This is a genomic window from Streptomyces sp. NPDC054796 (assembly GCF_053611545.1).
In genome coordinates this window covers 25,547-45,734 of sequence record NZ_JBSHAO010000046.1, presented here as the reverse complement: position 1 = coordinate 45,734, position 20,188 = coordinate 25,547, and the positions used below count along the sequence as shown (strand labels likewise).

The window sequence follows — 20,188 nt, the reverse complement described above, 5'->3', positions numbered from 1 at the left end:
CGAGCGTCACAGGTCGGCGGCGACGATCCGCTCGATGTTGCGCTCGGCCAGCGCCGTGATGGTGACGAACGGGTTGACGCTGGTGTTGCCGGGGATCAGCGCGCCGTCGATGACGTACAGCCCCGGATGGCCGTGCAGACGGCCGTAGTTGTCGGTGGCCTTGCCGAGCACCGCGCCGCCCAGCGGGTGGTACGTGAGGTGGTCGCCCCAGATCTTGTAGGTGCCGAAGAGGTCGGTGCGGTAGATCGTGCCCTCCTTGGCGTTGATCTTGTCGAAGATGGTCTTGGCCATGTCGATGGACGCCTGTTTCCAGGAGGTCTGCCAGTCCAGTTCGGCCTTCCCCGCCGAGGCGTTCCACGAGAACTGGGCACGGTGCGGATTCTTGGTGATGGACAGATAGAACGAGGCATAGGTCTCGATTCCGGTGGGCAGCGGTGCCACCTCGGCGAACGCGCCTCCCGCGTCCCAGTTGTCGATGCCCGCCGTGGGGATGCTCGACTGGAGACTGCCCGTCGGATCCCACAGGTGGTTGGCCCGGCCGCACATGACGTTGCCGTTGTCGCCCCAGCCCTTGCCGATCTCGCTGTTCAGCCGGGGCAGCGCGCCCGTCGCCTTGAGGCCGACCAGCAGCTTGCTGGTGCCGACGCTGCCCGCGGCGAAGAACACCTTGTCCGCGGTCACGGTCTTGGTCGCCGTGGTGGCGCCGCTGGTGTCGAGCTGGTCGATGACGACGGTGTAGCCGCCGCCGGAGGCCGGGGTGACCGAGGTGACCTTGTGCAGGGGCGAGATGGTGACCCTGCCGGTGTCCCGCGCGCGGGCGAGATAGGTCTGCTGGAGCGACTTCTTGCCGTGGTTGTTGCCGTAGAGGATCTCCCCGTCGAGCGCCGACCTGGGCACGGTGCCCGCGGCCTCCCGCTTCATGTAGTCCCAGTCGTAGACGTCGGGCACGAAGACGAACGGGAAGCCCGAACGCTCGGCGTGCTTACGGCCGACGCGTGAGTACTGATAGCAGTCCGCGCTCTCGAACCAGTCCGGGTCGATGGTGTTGACCCCGAGCCCGGTGTTGGCGCGCGGGTAGTAGGTGCCGTACATCTCGCCCGCGTCGACCGAGGGGAGGATGGTGGCGAAGTTCTCGCGCCGGGGTGTGACCGCCATGCCCCCGTTGACGAGCGAACCGCCGCCGACACCACGGCCCTGGTAGACCGTGATGCCGCTGAAGTCCTCGGCGTCGAGGATGCCTGTGTAGCGGGGCACGTTCTTGTCGATGGGGAAGCCGAGGAAGTTGCTCAGGGGCTGCTTGGTTCTGGTACGCAGCCAGTAGGAGCGCTTGTCGGGCTTGGTGGTGTTGGCGAAGATCTTGCCGTCGGAGCCCGGGGTGTCCCAGGCCATGCCCATCTCGACCATGTGCACCTCGACGCCCGCCTGGGCGAGGCGCAGCGCGGCGACGGAGCCGCCGTAGCCGGTGCCGATCACCAGCGCGGGAACGTGGGCACCGGAGCCGATCGCGGCGGGAGCCGCCGCGGCTCTGGCCTGGGCCACCGTGGTGGGACCTGCCAGGGCCGCGGTCCCCAGAAGAGAACCCGTTCCAGCGATGAATCCGCGTCGCGATAAGCCACCGGAGCCGATGTGACGAAGGGTGATGTCGTTCATGCGACGTTCCTCACCTTCAATGGAATGGGACACGTTCTACTGGGGCTTGCTGCCCACGTCACTCCATACCTAAAAGTAACTTCATGTCAGCTCCAGACCTGACGCCCAGTCAGCACACCGGCCCCCCCCGGGTCTCAGCCGTCAGCGGGCGAGCAGGTCCCGGATGGCCGTGGCGATCTCCGAGGGCGCCTCCTCGGCCATGAAGTGGCCGCTGGTGACGGTGGAGTGCCGCAGATCGGTGGCCCACGCGCGCCACAGCGCGGCGGCGTCGAAGCCGAGCGCAGCGCCCCAGTCCTGCTGGAGCACGGTGACCGGCATGCGCAGGCGGTTGCCCGCGTCCCGGTCGGCCTGGTCGTGCTCGACGTCGATACCGGCGGAGGCACGGTAGTCGGCGACGATCGAGGGCACGGCCGCGCGGCAGGCGTCCAGATAGGCGGCGCGCACGTCGGCGGGCACGGCGTCCGGGTTGTTGGCCCAGATGTCGAGGAAGTGGCCGAAGAAGGCGTCGGGAGCCCCGGCGATCAGTTGCTCGGGCAGCCCCGGCGGCTGCGCCATCAGATACAGGTGGAAGCCGACGGCCGCGCTCGTGCCGTGCATGGCGTCCCACATGTCGAGGGTCGGCAGCACGTCGAGGCTGGCCAGATGTGTGACGGTCCGGGGGTGGTCGAGCGCGGCGCGGAACGCGACGAGGGCGCCGCGGTCGTGCCCGGCCAGCGCGAAGCGCTCATGGCCCAGCGCACGGGCCAGGGCCACGATGTCGGCGGCCATGGTGCGCTTGGAGTAGGTGGCGCTGTCGGCCTCGGCGGGCTTGTCGCTCGCGCCGTAGCCGCGCAGGTCGGGGCAGATGACGGTGTGCTCGGACGCGAGGTCGGCTGCGACGTGCCGCCACATCAGGTGCGTCTGCGGAAAGCCGTGCAGCAGGACGACGGGGCTGCCCGTGCCCCCGACGGCCGCGTTGAGAGAGACGCCGTCGGCGACGGGGACGCGCCGGTAGTCGAAGCCGGTGAGGACAGGTGTCATGGTGCGGTGGTCCGTTCCTTGGTGGTGCTGGTCCTGTGGGGTGGCCGGGTGGCCGGGGGCCGTGTCGCCGGGGCGATGCGCTCCGACCTGGTGTCCTCAGCTTGCCGGGCGCGGATGAGCATCCGGTCAGCGCGCTATAGCGTGGCCGGGGGCGAAGCCCCGGAAAGGCCGGAAAGGGTGGTGCACAGGTGCGGGTCGACTTCGGAGTGCTGGGCCCGGTGACGGCGTGGGACGGTGCCGGGGACACCCTCGATCTGAAGGGGCCGCGGCACCGCGCGGTGCTGGCCAGGCTGGTCGTCGCGCGTCGCCGCGTCGTCCCGGTCGGCAGCCTGGTGGACGACCTGTGGGAGGACCCGCGGCCCGGCGCGGTGAGCGCGCTGCGCACCTTCGTGGCCGCACTGCGCCGGGCACTGGAACCGGATCGCCCGCCCCGCGCCCCGGCCCGGCTGCTGGTCACCGAGGGGCCGGGGTACGCGCTGCGCGCGGACCCGGGCACGGTGGACGCCTGGCGCTTCGAGCAGGCGGTGGCCGACGCGGCGAAGCTCCCCGCCGAGGACGCGCTCGCGCACCTCGACGAGGCGCTCGGATGGTGGCGCGGCCCCGCGTACGCCGACTTCGCCGAAGCGGACTGGGCCCGCGCGCCGCGCTCGCGCCTCGCTGAGCTGCGGCTGCACGCCGTCGAACGGCAGGCCGAGGCCCGGCTGACGCTGGGGCTCGCCGCACAGGCCGCCGCCGATCTGGACGCGCACGTCGCCGAGCACCCCTGGCGCGAGGACGCGTGGCGCCTGCTGGCGCTGGCCCTGTACCGCACAGGGCGTCAGCGCGACGCGCTCGCCGTGCTGCGCCGGGCCCGTACCCTCCTCGCCGAGCAACTGGGCGTCGATCCGGGCCCGGCGCTGCGCCGCCTGGAGGCGGACATCCTCGGCCACGCGGAACACCTCGACCCCGGACACGGGGCCGTAGCCGTGGGCGTGGACGCCGACACCGCCGACGATACGGATACGGATACGGTCGCGGGGGCGGCCGGTGCTGCGGGCGAGGTGTGGGCCAGCGCGGCCGCCGCGTACGACCGGACCGTGGCCTCCGGCGCCCGCGCGCGCCTGGAGTCGACGGTCGGGCTGCTGCGGAACCTCGCGGTGACCGGTGGCGGCGGTCTCGAGGCGGCACGCCGCCACCGCCTGGCAGCCGTCACGGCGGCGCGGGAACTGGGCGACGTGGAACTGACGGCCCGCGTCATCGGCGCCTACGACGTCCCCGCGATCTGGACCCGCTCCGACGACCCGGACCACGCCGCGCGGATCGTGGCCGCCGCCGAGCACACCCTGACGCTGCTCCCGTCCGAGGGGCACGAGGCGGCGCGCGCCCGGCTGCTGGCCACTGTCGCCCTGGAGTCGCGCGGCACCACGGGAGAGCGCGGTCCGCGGGCGGCGCGGCAGGCGGAACAGCTAGCGCGCGGCCTGGAGGACCCGGCGCTGCTCGCGTTCGCCCTCAACGGTGTCTTCATGCAGACCTTCCACCGGGCGGGGCTGGCCCCGGAGCGGGACGCGGTCGGCGCCGAACTGGTGGCGCTCTCGGCGCGGCACGGGCTGGTCACGTACGAGGTCCTCGGCCACCTCGTCCGCCTCCAGGCGCGCGGCGCCCTCGCGGACTTCGCCGGCGCCGACGCGCACGCCGCAGCCGCCGACCGGCTGGCGGAGCGTCATGAGCTGCCGCTGGTGGGGGTGTTCACGCGGTGGTACGGGGTGCTACGGCTCGCCGAGACCGGAACGGTGCCGCCCGCCGAGGTGGAGGCGGCCTACCGGAACGCCGCCGCGTCCCTGGAGGGCGCGGGCATGCCGGGGCTGGAGCGCGGTCTGCTGCCGCTCGCGCTGCTGTGCCTGCGGGTGCGGTACGGGGACGGGGCGGTGGGCCCTGACCTGGACCGTGGCCTGGGTCCGGACCTGGCTCCGGCCCCGACCCCGACCCCCGGCCCGACCCCGACCCCGACCCCCGGCCCGGGACCGGCTCCGGGCCCTGACTGGGGGCCGTACGAGCCCTGGGTCCGCCCGCTCCTCCTGCTGGCACACGACCGGCGCGACGAGGCATCGGCGGCGCTGCGCGCCGTACCGGAGCCGCCCCGCGATCTGCTGTACGAGGCCATGTGGTGCCTCGTCGCGCGGGCCGCCGTCGCCACGGGCGAGCGGGCGACGATGGAGCGGGCGCACCACGCGCTCGCCCCCGCGGCGGGGGAACTGGCGGGAGCGGGCAGTGGCCTGCTCACCCTCGGCCCCGTCTCCCGTTACCTGGACGCCCTCACCGTCGCACTCCGCGAGGCGCGGTGACCCGGCGCCTCCGGCGGGCCGTCCGGCGGGGTGTGCGGCGGCGGTCAGGAACTCCGGACCGGTAGGGACGTCAACTTGTTGAACAGGAGCGCCGGTTCACGCTCCAGCGACTCGGGCGACGTCGCGAGCCGGAGCCCCGGGAAGCGCTCCACCAGCGCGCGCAGCGTGATCCGGCCCTCCAGCCTGGCCAGCGGCGCGCCGAGGCAGTGGTGGATGCCGTGGCCGAAGGCGAGGTGACCGCCGTCGTCACGCGCGAGGTCGAGCAGCGCGGGGTCGGCGAAGCGGGCGGGGTCGCGGTTGGCCGCGAGCAGGGACACGATCACGACGTCGCCGGCCGGGACCGTCCGGCCCGCTATCTCCACGTCCGCCGCCGCCGTGAGCGGCATCGCCACCTGGACGGGGCTGTCGAACCGCAGCAGCTCCTCCAGCGCTCCGGGCCACTGCCCGGGATCCTCGCGCAGGGAAGCCGTCCACGCCGGGTCCGACAGCAGTGCGAGGGCGCCGTTGGCGATCAGGCTGACGGTCGTGTCGTGCCCGGCGATGAACAGCAACTGCACCATCGAGGTGAGTTCGTCCTCGCTGAGCCGGTCCTCACCGTCACGGGCCTGGACCAGCGCGGACAGCAGGTCGTCGGCCGGGGTGCGCCGCTTCTCGGCGACCAGGTCGCGGGTGAAGGCGAGCATCTTCCGCGCGGCTGCCGCGTACGCGTCGAACCCGAAGATCCCGCCCGCCAGCAGTGGCCGCATCCAGGTGCGCACATCTTCCCTGGCCTCCTCCGGGATGCCGAGCAGATCGCAGATGACGGTCAGGGGCAGCGGATACGCCAGCGACTCCATCAGGTCCGCCTCGCCGGTCGCCGCCAACCGCTCGGCCACGTCGTCGAACAGTGACGTGCACAGTGCCTCGATACCGGGTGCGAGGCGCTCGACCTGACGGCGGGTGAAGGCCGTCGAGACCAGCTTGCGCAGCCGGGTGTGGGCGGGCGGGTCGGCCGTGAGCATGTGGTGGTTGAGCCCGGCCGAGGTCTCCGGTTCCAGCTCCGCCACATATGGCGCGTTGTCCGGGCCGCCCTTGACGAGACGGGGATCGGCCAGCGCGGCCCTGGCCTCCGCGTAGCCGGTGATCACCCACGCGGGCACCGTGGTGGGCAGGACCAGCCGGTGCAGCGGGCCCTGCCGGGCCAGTTCGGCGAGCGCGGCGTGCCGTGCGCCGTTGGGAACGGCGGCGAAGGGGTCGTGGTCATGAGTGGTCGTCATGGTGCCGCTGATCGTAGCGCCGCGGCCCGCGTGGCTTCGGGGCATGGGAGCACGGGGGTACGGGGGCACGGAGCGGCGTTGGACGTCGCTTGACCGATCGGTTTACACTGATACAGGTATACAGATCGGTTTACTTGCGAGGAGGGTCAAGCGATGAACGCGTCCGAGACCATGCGCGCGGTGCGGATCACGGCGCACGGAGGGCCGGAGGTGCTGGAGCTGGCCGAGGTGCCCGTGCCGGCCCCGCAGGCGGGAGAGGTGCTGGTCAGGGTCGGCGCGGTGGCGCTGAACAACACGGACCTGTGGACCAGGGAGGGCGCCTACGGCCGCCCGGAGGACCCGAAGGCGCTGTCGGGCTGGCGTGGCCCCGTCGACTTCCCGCGCATCCAGGGTGCCGACGTGGCCGGCCGGGTCGCGGCGGTCGGCGCCGATGTGGACGTGGGGCTCGTCGGCCGTCGCGTGGTCGTCGACCCGGCGATCTACGACGCCGAGGGGCCGGACGCGAACCCGGTCGGCTTGATGGGGAGCGAGCGCGACGGCGGCTACGCCGAGTATGTGACCGCGCCCGCGCGGCGTGTGCACGACGTGACGGAGTCCCCGCTCACGGACGCGCAGCTCGCGACGTTGCCGACCGCCTACGGCACCGCGCTGGGCATGGTCGAGCGGGGCCGGCTGCGGAAGGGGGAGACCGCCCTGGTCTCGGGTGCTTCCGGCGGCGTCGGCGTCGCGCTGACGCAGATCGCCCGTGCGCGCGGTGCGCGGGTGGTCGCCATCAGCAGCGGCTCCAAGATCGACGCGGTGCGCGAGGCGGGCGCGCACGAGGTCGTCGACCGCGCACGGGACATCGCCCCGCAGCTCCGCGCCGTGGCACCGGAGGGCATCGACGTCGCTCTCGACGTCGTCGCGGGCGACCTCGTGAGCGAGGGGCTGCCGCTGCTGCGCGAGGGCGGCCGATGGGTCGTCGCCGGAGCGCTCGGCGGGTACGGCATCGCCTTCGACGTGCGCCGTCTCTATCTGCACAACGCGCAGGTCATCGGCTCCGCGATGCACACCCCCACGCACTTCGACAGCCTCATGGACCTGGCTCGCGGGGCCGAGATCCAGCCCGTCGTCGCCGCGACGTTCCCGCTGGAACAGGCCGCCCAGGCACAGGAGGAACTCGCCCGCAGGGGCCACGTGGGGAAGATCGTCATGCGTCCCTAGGCGGTCACGGGCCGACGTGCGGACCGTGCCCCCACCACATGATCGCGCGGGCAGCACCTAAGCTCGGCGGATGGCGAAGTATTTCGACGTGCACCCCGAGAACCCTCAGCGGCGCACCCTCAGCACCGTGGCCGACAGCATCCGTTCGGGGGCGCTCATCGCGTATCCCACGGACTCCTGTTTCGCGCTCGGATGCCAGTTGGGAAGCCGGGACGGCATCGACCGGATCCGGTCGATCCGGAACCTGGACGACCGCCACCACTTCACCCTCATGTGCCAGAACTTCGCGCAGTTGGGCCAGTTCGTGCACGTGGACAACGACGTGTTCCGGGCGGTGAAGGCCGCCACGCCCGGCAGCTACACCTTCATCCTCCCCGCGACGAAGGAGGTGCCGCGCAAGCTGTGGCACCCGAAGAAGAAGACGGTCGGGGTCCGCATTCCCGATCACGGCGTCACCCAGGCCCTGCTCGCCGAACTCGGCGAGCCCCTGCTCTCCAGCACGCTGCTCCTCCCCGACGAGGAGGAACCCCTCACCCAGGGCTGGGAGATCAAGGAGCGGCTCGATCACGTGGTCGACGCCGTACTGGATTCGGGTGACTGCGGTACCGAGCCGACCACGGTCGTCGACTTCTCCAGCGGTGAGGCCGAGATCGTGCGCAGGGGGGCGGGGGACCCCGCACGCTTCGAGTAAACGGCCGCGAGCGGCTTCGGGCGGCGGCCCGGCGGTGTGCTCCGGCGCGGGGCCGCCGTCGGCGCCCCTGCGTGACGCACGGTGTTGGATCGGTTACGTTTGGTGCCCGCATGTGCGAGCACGTGCTCGCACATGGAAGTAACCGGCACGCGTCCAACCCCTGCCTCCCGGCGGGGGCGATGGGAGAAAACATGCAGACTCGCACCGCTGTCATCGCGACCGCCCTCGCGGCGGCAGGTGTCCTCGGCGCCACGGGCAGCGCCCTCGCCGAGACCAGCCACGCGAGTGCCCCGCCCACGTTCCACCAGATGGACACGAACAAGAGCGGCACCATCAGTGAGCCGGAGCTGCGGACAGCCGCGCAGGCCCAGGGTGTCTCCAGGGCCGACGTCCACAAGGCGTTCGGGATGGTGGACACCAACTCGGACGGACAGATCTCGAAGCAGGAGTTCGTCAAGGGGTCGCGCAAGGGCTGACGGCGGAGAACGGACCAGCGGGGGCCCTGTCCCCTCGTGAGTCCCCGGCGAGGGCGCGGCCCTCGCCGGGGACTTCGCCATGTCCGGGGCTCACGGCGTGACGCGCTCTTCGCGGCGGTGGGAGGGTGGTGGCGGGCGCGAGGGAGCGGAGCGGCACCGCTGTGGAGGCGTGCGCGGCCGGGCCGCCGGACGACGGGAGCGCGGACGTGAAAGTGATCATCGTCGGAGCGGGCTTCGGCGGCATCGCCGCCGCGATCGAACTGCGACGGCACGGGTTCGACGAGCTGACCCTGCTGGAGGCGGCCCCGGAACCGGGCGGGACCTGGCACTACAACCGCTACCCCGGAGCGGCCTGCGACGTGCCCAGCCACTTCTACTCCTACTCCTACGCACAGCGCCCCGACTGGTCGCGGCTGTGCTCTCCGCAGCCGGAGATCCTGGAGTATCTGCGGGGCGTCGCCGCCGAGTTCGGCGTCGACCGCTCGGTCGTGACGGGGACGAGGGTGACCTCGTGCCACTGGGACGAGGACGCGTGCCGGTGGACGGTGCACGCCCGGGACGCGTCGGGGGAGCGGCACACCTGGCACGGGGAAGCCCTCGTGCTGGCGACGGGCCAGCTCAACCAGCCCGCCGTGCCCGCGCTCCCGGGAAGGGCGGCCTTCGAGGGGCACAGCTTCCACTCGGCGCGCTGGGACCACGGCTACGACCTGCGGGGCAAGCGGGTCGCGGTCGTCGGCACCGGGGCGAGCGCGGTCCAGTTCGTCCCCGAGATCGCCTCCCAGGTAAGCCGCCTGACGGTGTTTCAGCGCACGGGCAACTGGTTCCTGCCGCTGAGCAACGGTCCGTATCCGAGGACGGTCAGGGCGCTGCTGCGCCGGGTGCCCGGTCTGCGGGCCCTGTGGCGGGCCGTCCTCTTCTCCGCCATGGAACTGCTGACGGCCGCGATCCGGCATCCGGGCACCCTGGGACGGTTCGCCGGAGCGCTGGCGGGTGCCTTCATGCGACGGCAGCTGCGCGACCCGGAGGTGCGGCGCAAGGCGTGGCCCACGTACCCCTTCGGCTGCAAGCGGGTGCTCTTCAGCTCCACGTTCCTGCCCGCGCTGCAACGCGAGAACGTGGAGCTGGTCACGGCGCCCATCACCGGCATGGCACCGCGCGGTCCGGTGACGGCCGACGGACGTACGCACGCGGTGGACTGCGTCATCTATGCCACCGGGTTCAGGACGAACGACTTCATGCTCCCCATGGAGATCACCGGAACCGGGGGCAGGAGCCTCCGCGAGGCGTGGGCGCGCGGCCCGCGGGCCCATCTGGGCATCACGGTGCCGGGTTTTCCCTCGATGTTCCTCATGTACGGGCCGAACACCAACACCTCGGGCGGCTCCATCATCTTCTTCCTCCAGGCACAGGCCCGCTATCTGTGCCAGGCGCTGCGGCGCGTCCGCGCCCACCGGGCCGCGGCCATCGAGGTGCGCGCCGAAGCGGAGGCCGCGGACGTCCTCGCGGTCCGGCGCCGCTTCGACGGCACGGCGTGGCTGCGGTGCGACTCCTGGTACCGGGACGCGGCGGGCCGCAACGTCGCCAACTGGCCCGGCTACATGCGGGAGTACGCCGCGCGCACCCGCACCCTGGACCCCGCCGACTTCCGCCTGTTGAGGGGGAACCGCGGCTGACCCGCTCGGGTGCTTCCCGTCCCGTGTGTCAGCCGTCCGCCTCCGGCATGGGCAGCGGGACCGTCGGGGAGGCGGACGGCAGGCCGAGCGCGAGGTTGCCGACGTGCAGGACGTCGTGCTCGTCGGGCGGGAGGAACGGAGCCGTGGGCGGCGCCTCCATCCGGCCCGTCAGACAGGAGGCGAGACCGAGATCGGTGGCGGCCAGGCACATGGTCTGCATCAGGCATCCCGTGTCGCGGTAGATGAGGCTGAGGGCCATGCCCTCGTACTTCCAGCCGGTGCGCGCGGCGCGTGAGGTGAGGTAGAGCCCGGCCGGGGGCGGCGCCGCCATGAGCGCCGGGGTGGTGAGCACACGGTCCTGGAGGTCCGAGAGGCCGTCCGACCAGGGGGAGAGCCGGTGCAGGGCGTGCGCGAACGGGTCGTAGTGATAGGCGCCGGAGTCCAGTCCGCCCACGTCGCGGGCGAGGAGATAGACCTCCAGGCTGTGCCGTCCGCCGCCGGAGGGGGCGGCGCGCTGCGTCTGCTCGTACGCGCGGGGCGGCAGATAGCCGCGCACGCGCGCCGACCTGTCCAGCACTGCCGCGACGAGCGCGAGAGGCACCGGTTCCGGCGCGAACTCGCGTACGCTGCGCCGCTGTTCCAGCACCTGCGACAGCGGACGGCTCGGCGGCCCCGCGTCCTCGGCAAGTGGCACCGTGGCCGTGGCGCCGGGGTGGCGCAGACGCGCGGGCGGAGGGGGCCCCTGCCGTGCGTGGGGCACGGGGCCCCGGCCCGCCTGCGCGTGCGCTGCGAGTTCGTACCGGGTCAGGCCCGAGCCGCGGCCCCGTACCGGCGCGCCGTCCCCTTCCTCCCCTTCCTCCTCGTCTTCCTTGTCACAGCGCTGGACGATGCCCGCGGCGGCGAGCCTGACCAGCAGCTTCCGCGTCCCCTCCACGCCCGCTGTGTCCCCTGTGTCCTCCGCGTCCTCGGCGCCCTGCCACCTCGCGTGCGCCTCCTCGGCGCTGAGCGGCCCGTCGAGATGGTGCAGGAGATCGACGAGCGGGGCCTTGGCGGAGAACTTGCGCCACCGCAGGCAGTCCACGAGGACCGCGCCCGCGTCCTCGTCCCACTCCAGCAGGAGGTCGGGGTTGCGTCGGTAGAGAGACCGGCCGGTCATGGAAGCGGACCCAATCGTCGGTGAGGCGGGACAGGGCGAGGCGGGACGGGGCGAGGTGGGGTGGCGTGAAGTGATGTGCCGTCAGAGGAAGGGCAGCGGGAGGGGGTTCAGCTCGTCCTCGGCGAGGGCGCGCTCGCGCACCCCCATGTCGAGGGGCGCCTGCCGCACACGCGGGCCGCCGCGCCGGTGGAAGTCGCTGCGCAGCGTGATGGGGCACAGCCCCGGCACCAGCGTGCGCACCACGGAAACCCCGCACTCCGCCACGTCGATGGGCGTGATGTCGAGGCTGACGGGCTCGTACCCCCGTGCGTCGAGACGCCGCACCGCCTCGTCGATGTCGGCGCGGAAGCCCTCCGAGGGCCTGGCCTCCGCGACGGGGCGCAGCGGGCCGTCCTCCCAGAACGCCAGATGACGGAAGCGCTCCGGAGCCCAGTAGTACAGGCTGAAGTCCCTGAGCGAGTCCAGCAGATCATCAGGGCCTGGGATGCGCGCACCCGCGTCGAGCTGTGCGCACCAGGTGCGGGTTCCGGCGCGCCCCAGGCACGCCTCCTCCAGCGCTCCCAGCAGCGCCGCGCGCGGATCGAGGTCGGCCCGCGCGGAGTGCACGACGACCGGCCGCTCGCGGGTGCCCTCCACGAGGCGGACGCCGACGGCCGGGACGCCGAGGTCCGTCGTCAGGTCCTTGCACGTGAGCTGCACGCCCTCGGAGCGCAGCCGCTGGACGATCCGCCGCTCCGGGCCCTCCTCCAGCCCTTCCAGGTCCAGGGTGGGCAGGACGAGCCTGTTCTCCCAGAACACCACCGTCGCGTCCCGCTCCAGCACCTCCAACAGTCCGGCGAGTACGGCGTGGTGGTAGCCGCTGCCCGCTGCGAGCCCCGTCGAGATGGGGTCGAACCACGCCTTGTGGCCGCGGGGGAAGCGGTAGGGGAGATAGACGGCGCAGGCCGGTACGTAGCGGGTGCGGCCGGTGGTCAGGGAGCGGCCCGGCACCCAGTCGATCTCGGTGTCCGGCACGAAGGGCCCGTAGCGGGTGTGGGCCGCGTACTCCTTGTCGGAGCCCAGCGGCAGGGTGCGCGGATCGACGGCCTCGTCGCCCAGTGACGCGAACGTGGCGCGGACGAGCCGTGCCGGGTCGTAGACACCGGCCGCGTAGCGTTCCATGGTCTCGCCGACCGCGCAGACCCGCGCCAGTACGGGGTCGCCCTTCACGGCGCCGCCGCGCGCCTCGGCGGAGACGGGGGAGAACCACTTCGTGGCCGTGCGGCCCGCGGTGCGCGCGTACGTCGTACCGCCCGGTGCCTCGCTTCCGTCGACGCGCAGCTCCAGCACCAGCCCGGTCAGCGGATCGACGGCGCCCCGCATGCGCTCCCAGCTCTCGCGCACGTCCACACCGTCGGCACCGGTGTCACCGGCGGGGGTGTCACGTCCCCGCCCGCCCTCCGGTGGTGGGGCGGTGTGCACGGCGTGCGAGGAGCAGGCGGGGCAGCCCGGCGTGTGGAAGGTGGCGTGCTGGACGCGCTCCAGCGAGCGGTGGTCCACCTCGGTGAGCACGGCGGAGTCCGGCGCGGGCCCCGGGCCGCCGAGCGTGAGCACCTCGTGGGCCAGCAGCCCGGCGGCGACGGTGGCCGTGGGCCACGCGTCGTCGTGTGCCGCGCCCATCAGCGCGTCCAGCGGGAGACCGGCCACCGCCTGCCAGGTGTGGTTGGCGCGGATACGGCGCACGAGACACAGCGGGCAGGCCGTGCGCGGGGGCCGGAGGGTGGCGAACAGCAGACGTGACGGGGTGCTCAGATGCACCACCAGAGGCGTGTTCCGTTCCAGCGCCGCCCGCGTCCACCGTACGAGTGCGGGCTCCGGCGCTGAGAGGGGCAGCACGGCGGCATCGGTGGCGGTCTCGGTGGCGGTGGCGGCTTCGGTGGCGGTGGCGGTTTCCCTCCGCCGGTCCGCGCCGCTGTTCCCGCCGGGGTCCTCGCGCACCGTGCGGAGCCCGGCCCGTGACAGGAGTGCCGCGACGTGGTCCCCGAGCGGTCCGCCTGCCACGGTCACGGTGCCCGGAGGCGCCGACCGGTCGTAGAGCGGGTGCGACAGGCCCTCTTCGCCGTTCCGGACGAGACCGCGCCGGCGCAGGCCCTCCAGCACGTGTTCCGGGAGGGCTTCGAGGGGCACCGCGTCACTGTCGCCCGCCGCGTCCGTGGTGGCGACGCGGAAGGTGCCCGTGCTGGTGCAGACGTACAGATGGTCCCCGCGCCGGACGAGCCGTACGTCGCTGCGGGGCGTCGTGCGTGCGGGCGGCGGAGCCACCGCGGGAGCGTGGGGAGAACTCACGTGCTGCTGCCTGCTTTCCTGGGTGCGCGGGGGGGGCGAGGGCGAAGAAGGGGGGGCGGGACGGGCTGGTGGCGGGAGCGTCCCCGGCCCCGCTTCGCGCGGAGCCGGGGACGCCCGGTGGTCTATTCGCCTTCGGTCTCGCTGTCAGCAGCCGCTGCCGCGCTCAGACAGGAGTGTCCGGCGAATGTCTCCTCCGCCTCCGGAATGGTCATTTCCTCGAACAGGTCGTCGCTCTCGGGCATACCGTCCTCCTTTTTGTTTTCAACTATGGTGAGCCGCCGACGAATTGATTCCGTCACCGCTGTCGGCGCGTTTCCATTGCGCGTTGTCGCTGGACAGGGCGTCAAGACGCCCAGGAAACAGTGCACCCGAAAAGGGTGAAGGGCCTCGCAGGGGCATTCCTGTCTCGTACGTGCGCAGCAGAAAAGGGCGGACCGGACAGGCGGTTTCCCCGGAGTTTTCCCTCTTTTGGGTACTTCCCCTTCCCGGGGTATTTCCGGTGTGGAGCGGATGAACCGGTGCCTCTCGTCGCGGCAGGGGGTTAACCCCACCGCCGATCCGGACGGCCGCACCATCGCGCCGGTTCGCGTTCCGCGGCGATCGTGGGACAGCGACGCGGGGCGGACACCGCGCTCCCTCGCACGAGAGCCTTCACGACCGAGGGAGCACACGTGACCAAGCACAAGCGCGCGCTGAACGGCGCACTCGCACTCTTACTCGCGCTGGCCGCGGCGACCGGTGTCGCGGCGGGTGCCCCGAAGGACGACGACGCGGCCGGTCACGCGCGGCTGCGCGCGCTCCTGCACCGGCTGACCACCGTCGACGGCGGGCCCGGAGCGCTCCTGGAGATGCGGGACCGGCGCGGCAGCACGGTGCTGACCAGCGGCGTCGCGGACTTACGGCGCCACACACCCGTGCACCCTGACAGCAGGTTCCGGATCGGCAGCATGACCAAGACGTTCGTGGCCACGGTCGTGCTCCAGTTGGTGGGAGAGCGCCGGATCGCCCTCGACGCGCCGGTGGAGCGCTACCTTCCCGGCGTCGTGCGCGGACACGGCAACGACGGCCGGAAGATAACGGTCCGTCAACTGCTCCAGCACACCAGCGGCCTGCCCGACATCCTCGACCACCTCAACCCGCTGAAGGTCCTCGAGGACCCGTTCGCGCACTACGACACCCGCGACCTCGTGAACATCGCGCTCGCCCACCCCCCGGCCTTCAAGCCGGGCACCGACTGGAGCTACTCCAGTACGGGCTATCTGCTGGCCGGAATGATCATCGAGAGCGTGACGGGCCACTCGTACGGCGACGAAATCCGACGACGTGTCATCGAACCACTGGACCTGCGCGAGACCTATGTGCCGGGAGACGCCACGTCGATCCCCGGACCGAACCCGCGCGGGTACGCGCGCCCCGACGCGGAAGCACCGCCCGTGGACATCACCGCGTTCAACCCCTCCGTCGCGAACGCGGGCGGCGAGATGATCTCCAGCGGCGGCGATGTCAACCGCTTCCTGGACGCGTTGGTGCGCGGCAAGCTCCTCCGGCAGGGCCAGCTCCGGGAGATGATGCGGACCCGGCCGACCGGCAACCCCGACGGCCGCGCGTACGGCCTCGGCCTGGAGAGCAGGCCGCTTCCCTGCGGCGGGCGCTACTGGGGGCACACCGGCGACGTCCTCGGGTTCGAGACGGCGGGCGGCGCCACGACCGACGGCAGGCAGGCGACGGCCATGGTGAACCTCGACCCGGGCGGTTCGGACGCACAGAGCGCCGACATGAAGGCCGCCGTGCAGACGGCACTCTGCGAGGGCCGCCGCTAGAGGCCCGACGCGGGCATTCCCCCCGGAGAATTCCGGCGCTGTGAACTCCCCGTCCTGCGCCCCGCACCAGGATTCCCGGGGGAATGCGCCGACGGGTGAGTGAGGCGAAATGCCTGATGGCCTCGGTCGCTCTTCCGCTCGGGATGCGGAGTCGACGTCGGACGAGGAGCGCGACAACCCCTGACGCCTTTACCGGAACCGGGCACGGAACGGGCGCAGAAATCCGGGAAGCGGAGTGAACCGCCCATTCCGTGGGCGCTCCCGGGGTCCGGTCCGACGGTGTGACCCCGCCTTCCGTTCCGGAGCCCTGAGCGGCGCTCCGGGCAGGGGAGAGCCTGCTGGTCACCGGGCAGCAGGAGGGGGTGGCGCGCCTCGCGGGATTCCGGTTGCCCGGAAACATGCCTCCCGCCCGCATGGTCGGCGGGAATCTGGGAAGCGATCAGAATTTGCCCGCGCGGCAGGTGATTACGTGGTCTTGGCTTGCCCCACAAGAATGTGATCGACTCCTGGCCACACGAAGTGGTGCGGGGTTATCGTCCTGCTTGGCGTACGGAATCCACAGGGGTGATCGCGTTTAGCGTCCCGTGCCCTGCCGGGTTTCCGTGCTGTTTCGCAGGGGCTACCGTCCGGAAAGAATCCGTGGTGGAGGGCAAGTGCCAGAAACGAGCGGGTGGAACCGAATGCGGCCGGATATCGCGCCGGGTGCCGCCGTGCACGAGATGTCGTTGAACGAGACGTACCATCCGCCGCTCCCGGCCGTGGTCGAGGCCGTCAGGGAGGCCGCCACACGGTCCCACCGGACGCTGGACGCGCTCGGCTTCGGCCTGTCGGAGGCCATCGGCGAGCACCTCGGCGTCCCCGCGCGGGACGTCCTCGTCGGCCCCGGCTCCGGCGCGCTGCTCCAGCAACTGTTCAGCGCCCTCACCGGACCCGGCACCCACACCGTGCACGCCTGGCCGTCGTGGGAGGCGTACCCGATGATGGCGGCGAACGCCTCGTCCTCGGTCGTGCGCGTCCCGCTCAAGGACGAGCGCCACGATCTGGACGCCATGGCCGACGCCGTCACCGACGACACCCGCATGGTGCTGGTCTGCAACCCCAACAACCCGACGGGTACGGCCGTGGGGCCCGGCGCGGTCGAGGAGTTCCTGCGGCGGCTGCCCGACCACGTCACCGTCGTGCTGGACGAGGCGTACCGTGACTTCGCCACCGAAGGGTCCGTCCCCGACGGCATCGAGCTGTACCGCGAGGACCCGCGCGTGTGCGTCGTGCGCACCTTCTCCAAGTCGTACGGTCTGCTGAGCCTGCGCGTCGGCTATCTCGTCGGGCACCCCTCGCTGCTCGATCCGCTGCGCCCCCTCCAGATGTTCGTGCGGGTGAGTGCTCCGGCCCAGGCCGCTGCCGTCGCAGCGCTCGCGCACAGCGCCGAGATACGCGAGCAGTGCCGCGAGACCGCCGCCGAACGCGAACGGCTGCACCGCCTCCTGACGGAACAGGGATGGGTCTCGGCGCACAGCGAGGCCAACTTCGTGTGGCTGCCGCTGGAGAAGGGCGTCGAGGAGTTCACGCAGCACTGCGCCGACCGGGGTGTGGTGGTGTGCGGGAAACCGGGCGAGGGCGTGCGGGTCACCATCGCCGAACGCGCGGCGAACGACGCGTTCGCCACGCTCGCCGCCGACTACCGCGCCTCCCTGGACCGGTGACCATGCGAGCAGCGCGATCGGCGCGGGAGGGCATCGCGCCGACCCCGTCACCCCCGATACCGGCCCCTTCGGCACCCTCCGCCCCGGCGGCGCTCGCCGACCCCGTACCGGACGGCCCCGCCCCGGCCGACCCGCTGGAGCGCACGCTCACACTGCTGCGCGAGGAGCTGGAGCGCCGATGTCCGGCCGACGCCACCGGCGTGGACGCGATGAGCCGCTCCGCGCTGCTGCCGCCCGGCAAGCTGCTGCGCCCGCTGCTGTTCACCGAGTCCGCCGCGGCGCTCGGCCTGCCCCGCGCACACGCGCTGGGCCCCGCCCTGGGCATCGAGTCCCTGCACAGCGGCTCCCTCGTCCACGACGACGTGATCGACGGCGACGAACTGCGCCGGGGCCGCCCGACCGTGGTGGCACGGCACGGTATGCCGAACGCCATCGTGACGGGCGACGCCCTCATCATCGACGCGTTCCGCGCGGTGGCCGGTGACTCCGATGACCCCGGGAACGCGGACGGCACCGACAGCGCCGCCGTCGACCACCCGGTTCCCGACGACCGCAGGCTCGCCGTCGTACGGGTGCTCGCCGAGGCCGGTGTGGACCTGTGCCGCGGACAGGCGCTGGAGGACGAGCTGCGCGCCTGGCCCGGCTGCGGACTGGAGCGGTACCTGAAGATGATCGCGCTGAAGACCGGCGCCCTCTTCCGCGCCGCCTGCGTGGGCGGCGCCCTCCTCGCGGGCGGCCAGCCGACGGCGCGGGAGGCACTCCGCAGGTACGCCGAACACCTGGGCAGGGCCTTCCAGATGGCCGACGACCTGCTCCCGTACCTCAGCGACGACACCACCAGCGGCAAGCCCGTGCTCAGCGACCTCGCCAACAGCCGCCCGACGCTGCCGGTGCTGCTGTGCTGGCAGTGGGCCGACGAGCGGGACCGGCGGAGGCTGACGGAAGCACTCGACGGCACCGTGCCGCCCGAGGAGGCGCTGCGCACCGTACGCACCCTGCTGACCGTGACCGGCGCGCTGGAACTGGCCCGCGCCGACGCGCTGGCCGAGTCCGCGCGGGCCAAGGCCGCGCTGCTGGACCTGCCCGCAGGAGAGGCCCGCAGCGCGCTGGCCGCTGTGGCCGACCTGGCAGCGGACCGGAACCTGTGAGCGCGCGTCACGGCGCGGCCGTACGCGCCCACCTGGAGACCTGGCGCCCCTACACCCTGGCCTACCCCGGCCTGCTCGGGCTCGCGGGCGCGGCCTGCGGCGGCGGCGCCGTCACCGCAGAAGGCGTCCTCGCGGCGTGGCTGTGCCCCACACTCGGCTGGCTGGGCGGGCACTATCTCGGCGACTACTTCGACCGCGAACTGGACGCCATCGGCAAGCCGCAGCGCCCCATACCCTCGGGGCGGCTGAGCGCGGGGACAGCGCGCGCGTGCGGCGTCGGCGCCGTGCTCCTCGCCGCGCTGATCGTCCTCGGCGTCAACTGGCCCGTCGTCGGCTTCGTCGTGCTGGCGCTGGCCGGGATCGTCGCCTACAGCCGTGTGCTGAAGGGCAGGGGCATCCTCGGCAACGGTGTACGGGGGCTGCTGAGCGCCCTGGCCGTGCTGTTCGGTGCCGCGGTGACCGCGCCGCCCGGCCACCTGCCCTCGTGGGGGGTGCTGTTCGTGGCCCTCACCTTCCTCTCGCACGACACCGCGTCCAACCTCGTCGGCACCCTCCGCGACGTGGAGGGGGACCGGGCGGGCGGCTATCTGACGCTGCCGGTACGGCACGGGCTCGGGCACGCCGTGCGGGTGGCCTCGGCGCTCTACGTGCTCGCCCTCGCCGCGGGCACATGCCACCTCGTGCTCGCAGCCCACCCCGTCGCCGCCGCGACGCTGCTCGTGCTCGCCGCCGTGGCCGGGGCGTGCGCGCTGGTGCCCCTGCTGCGCTCGGCGGCGCCGACACCACGGGCCGCGCTGCGCGCACACGAGGTGCTGGTGGGGGAGCGGCTGGTGCTCGCCGCGGCGTTCACCGCGGGCGGCTGGGGCGCGCTGCCCGCGCTCTGCCTGCTCGTACCCGTGCTGGCCGTCAGCCTCCTGACGCAGCGTCATATGCGGGCGCGGCACGAGTTCCCCGCCCCGGCGGGCGGCGACCGCGAGGGCGCCACCGCACCGCCCACCGCACCGCCCGCGTCACCCCCGCGCCTGGGCACGCCCCGCACCGCGCAACCGGAAGGATGACCCCGCCGATGCCCGACACCGCCGTGCTCGACCGCATGGAGCGCGCCGTCCCGAAGGGGGCCGAGGCGCTGTTCGCGGGCCGCCGGGACGACGGAGTGTTCGCCCCGGACGAGGACCGCTTCTCGCCCGCCAACACCGCCGCCGTGCTCCTCGCCCTCCACACCGCCGCCGCACACGGGGCGGAGCCGGTGCCGGTGCCGCTGCGCGAGGCGGCCGTCGAGCGGCTGTGCGCGACGCAGCGCGACGACGGCGGCTGGGCCATGGCCGGAGTGGGCACCGAGACCCTCGGCACGGCAGCCGTCACCGCCGCGCTCCGACTGGCCGCGCCGGAGCGCACCCGGGTCATCACCGCGGCGCAGGACCTGCTGCACCGGCGCGGCGGCGCGGAAGCGCTGCCGGAGCCCGCCATGGCGGGGCTCGTCCGGCAGTTCGACGTGCTGGCGGGCCGGCGCGACCCGGCCGGACTGCCCCGGCTGCCCGCCGAACTCCTGCTCCTGCCCGCCCTCGCCCGCCGACTGCTCAGCCTGCGGCTGCCGATCTTCAGCGCCATGGCAATGGCCCAGTCGGCGCACCGCCCACGCGGGCCGCTGGGACGGCGTCTCGACGGGCTCACCCGGCCCCGCGCGCTCGCGCTGGTGCGCCAGGCGGACGAGCGCGAGCGCGGCGCCGGGGCGGTCCGCGGCGACCC

Annotated in this window: 15 protein-coding genes and 1 pseudogene; 10 read left to right on the top strand and 6 right to left on the bottom strand. The window is 72.9% G+C overall.

Going from position 1 to position 20,188, the window contains the following annotated elements; all coding sequences use genetic code 11:
• Positions 1–6: 6 nt before the first annotated feature.
• Positions 7–1,650 carry a GMC oxidoreductase gene (locus ACWGJ2_RS30180; RefSeq protein WP_453349442.1) on the bottom strand — a complete coding sequence of 548 codons (1,644 nt, stop codon included), beginning with the start codon at positions 1,648–1,650 and terminating at the stop codon, positions 7–9.
• Between the two features lie 141 nt (positions 1,651–1,791).
• Complete coding sequence (locus tag ACWGJ2_RS30175; RefSeq protein WP_453349441.1) at positions 1,792–2,670, bottom strand: alpha/beta fold hydrolase; 879 nt, start codon at positions 2,668–2,670, stop codon at positions 1,792–1,794.
• 188 nt (positions 2,671–2,858) lie between these two features.
• Here ACWGJ2_RS30175 and ACWGJ2_RS30170 point away from each other — a divergent pair, with 188 nt between their 5' ends.
• On the top strand, positions 2,859–4,991 hold the full coding sequence (locus ACWGJ2_RS30170) for a BTAD domain-containing putative transcriptional regulator (protein WP_453349440.1): 2,133 nt from the start codon (positions 2,859–2,861) through the stop codon (positions 4,989–4,991).
• Positions 4,992–5,035: 44 nt separating this feature from the next.
• Here the strand turns inward: ACWGJ2_RS30170 and ACWGJ2_RS30165 are convergent, their stop codons facing one another.
• Positions 5,036–6,247 carry a cytochrome P450 family protein gene (locus ACWGJ2_RS30165; RefSeq protein ID WP_453349439.1) on the bottom strand — a complete coding sequence of 404 codons (1,212 nt, stop codon included), beginning with the start codon at positions 6,245–6,247 and terminating at the stop codon, positions 5,036–5,038.
• Between the two features lie 153 nt (positions 6,248–6,400).
• Here ACWGJ2_RS30165 and ACWGJ2_RS30160 point away from each other — a divergent pair, with 153 nt between their 5' ends.
• From ACWGJ2_RS30160 to ACWGJ2_RS30145, 4 genes are all read left to right on the top strand, one after another.
• A complete protein-coding gene (locus ACWGJ2_RS30160; RefSeq protein ID WP_453349438.1) occupies positions 6,401–7,450 on the top strand; it encodes a zinc-binding dehydrogenase in 1,050 nt (349 codons plus the stop codon).
• A 70-nt stretch (positions 7,451–7,520) separates the two neighbouring features.
• Positions 7,521–8,141: an L-threonylcarbamoyladenylate synthase gene (locus ACWGJ2_RS30155; RefSeq protein ID WP_453349437.1), complete on the top strand. Its 621-nt coding sequence runs from the start codon at positions 7,521–7,523 to the stop codon at positions 8,139–8,141.
• Positions 8,142–8,332: 191 nt separating this feature from the next.
• Positions 8,333–8,617 (top strand): EF-hand domain-containing protein, encoded by a 285-nt coding sequence (locus tag ACWGJ2_RS30150; RefSeq protein WP_453349436.1) that lies wholly within the window; start codon positions 8,333–8,335, stop codon positions 8,615–8,617.
• Between the two features lie 128 nt (positions 8,618–8,745).
• The gene (locus ACWGJ2_RS30145; protein ID WP_453349435.1) at positions 8,746–10,290 is read left to right on the top strand and encodes a flavin-containing monooxygenase; all 1,545 of its coding nucleotides are present in this window, start codon (positions 8,746–8,748) and stop codon (positions 10,288–10,290) included.
• Positions 10,291–10,318: 28 nt separating this feature from the next.
• Here the strand turns inward: ACWGJ2_RS30145 and ACWGJ2_RS30140 are convergent, their stop codons facing one another.
• The 3 genes from ACWGJ2_RS30140 to ACWGJ2_RS30130 form a co-directional block, all read right to left on the bottom strand.
• Positions 10,319–11,446, bottom strand: coding sequence for a SagB/ThcOx family dehydrogenase (locus tag ACWGJ2_RS30140; RefSeq protein WP_453349434.1), 1,128 nt, complete (start codon positions 11,444–11,446; stop codon positions 10,319–10,321).
• 81 nt (positions 11,447–11,527) lie between these two features.
• Positions 11,528–13,747: a TOMM precursor leader peptide-binding protein gene (locus ACWGJ2_RS30135; protein ID WP_453349433.1), complete on the bottom strand. Its 2,220-nt coding sequence runs from the start codon at positions 13,745–13,747 to the stop codon at positions 11,528–11,530.
• A 146-nt stretch (positions 13,748–13,893) separates the two neighbouring features.
• Positions 13,894–14,013, bottom strand: coding sequence for an azolemycin family RiPP peptide (locus tag ACWGJ2_RS30130; protein WP_453349432.1), 120 nt, complete (start codon positions 14,011–14,013; stop codon positions 13,894–13,896).
• A 429-nt stretch (positions 14,014–14,442) separates the two neighbouring features.
• Between ACWGJ2_RS30130 and ACWGJ2_RS30125 the strand changes: the two genes are divergently transcribed.
• The 5 genes and pseudogenes from ACWGJ2_RS30125 to ACWGJ2_RS30105 form a co-directional block, all read left to right on the top strand.
• Entirely contained in the window at positions 14,443–15,591 is a 1,149-nt protein-coding gene (locus ACWGJ2_RS30125; RefSeq protein WP_453349431.1) for a serine hydrolase domain-containing protein, read from the top strand.
• Positions 15,592–16,310: 719 nt separating this feature from the next.
• Entirely contained in the window at positions 16,311–17,294 is a 984-nt protein-coding gene (locus ACWGJ2_RS30120; protein ID WP_453349470.1) for an aminotransferase class I/II-fold pyridoxal phosphate-dependent enzyme, read from the top strand.
• 2 nt (positions 17,295–17,296) lie between these two features.
• On the top strand, positions 17,297–18,442 hold the full coding sequence (locus ACWGJ2_RS30115) for a polyprenyl synthetase family protein (protein WP_453349430.1): 1,146 nt from the start codon (positions 17,297–17,299) through the stop codon (positions 18,440–18,442).
• A complete protein-coding gene (locus ACWGJ2_RS30110) occupies positions 18,439–19,500 on the top strand; it encodes a UbiA family prenyltransferase (protein ID WP_453349429.1) in 1,062 nt (353 codons plus the stop codon). Before ACWGJ2_RS30115 ends, ACWGJ2_RS30110 begins: the two co-directional genes overlap by 4 nt.
• 8 nt (positions 19,501–19,508) lie before the next feature.
• A pseudogene (locus tag ACWGJ2_RS30105) lies at positions 19,509–20,188 on the top strand (prenyltransferase/squalene oxidase repeat-containing protein); the annotation flags it as partial.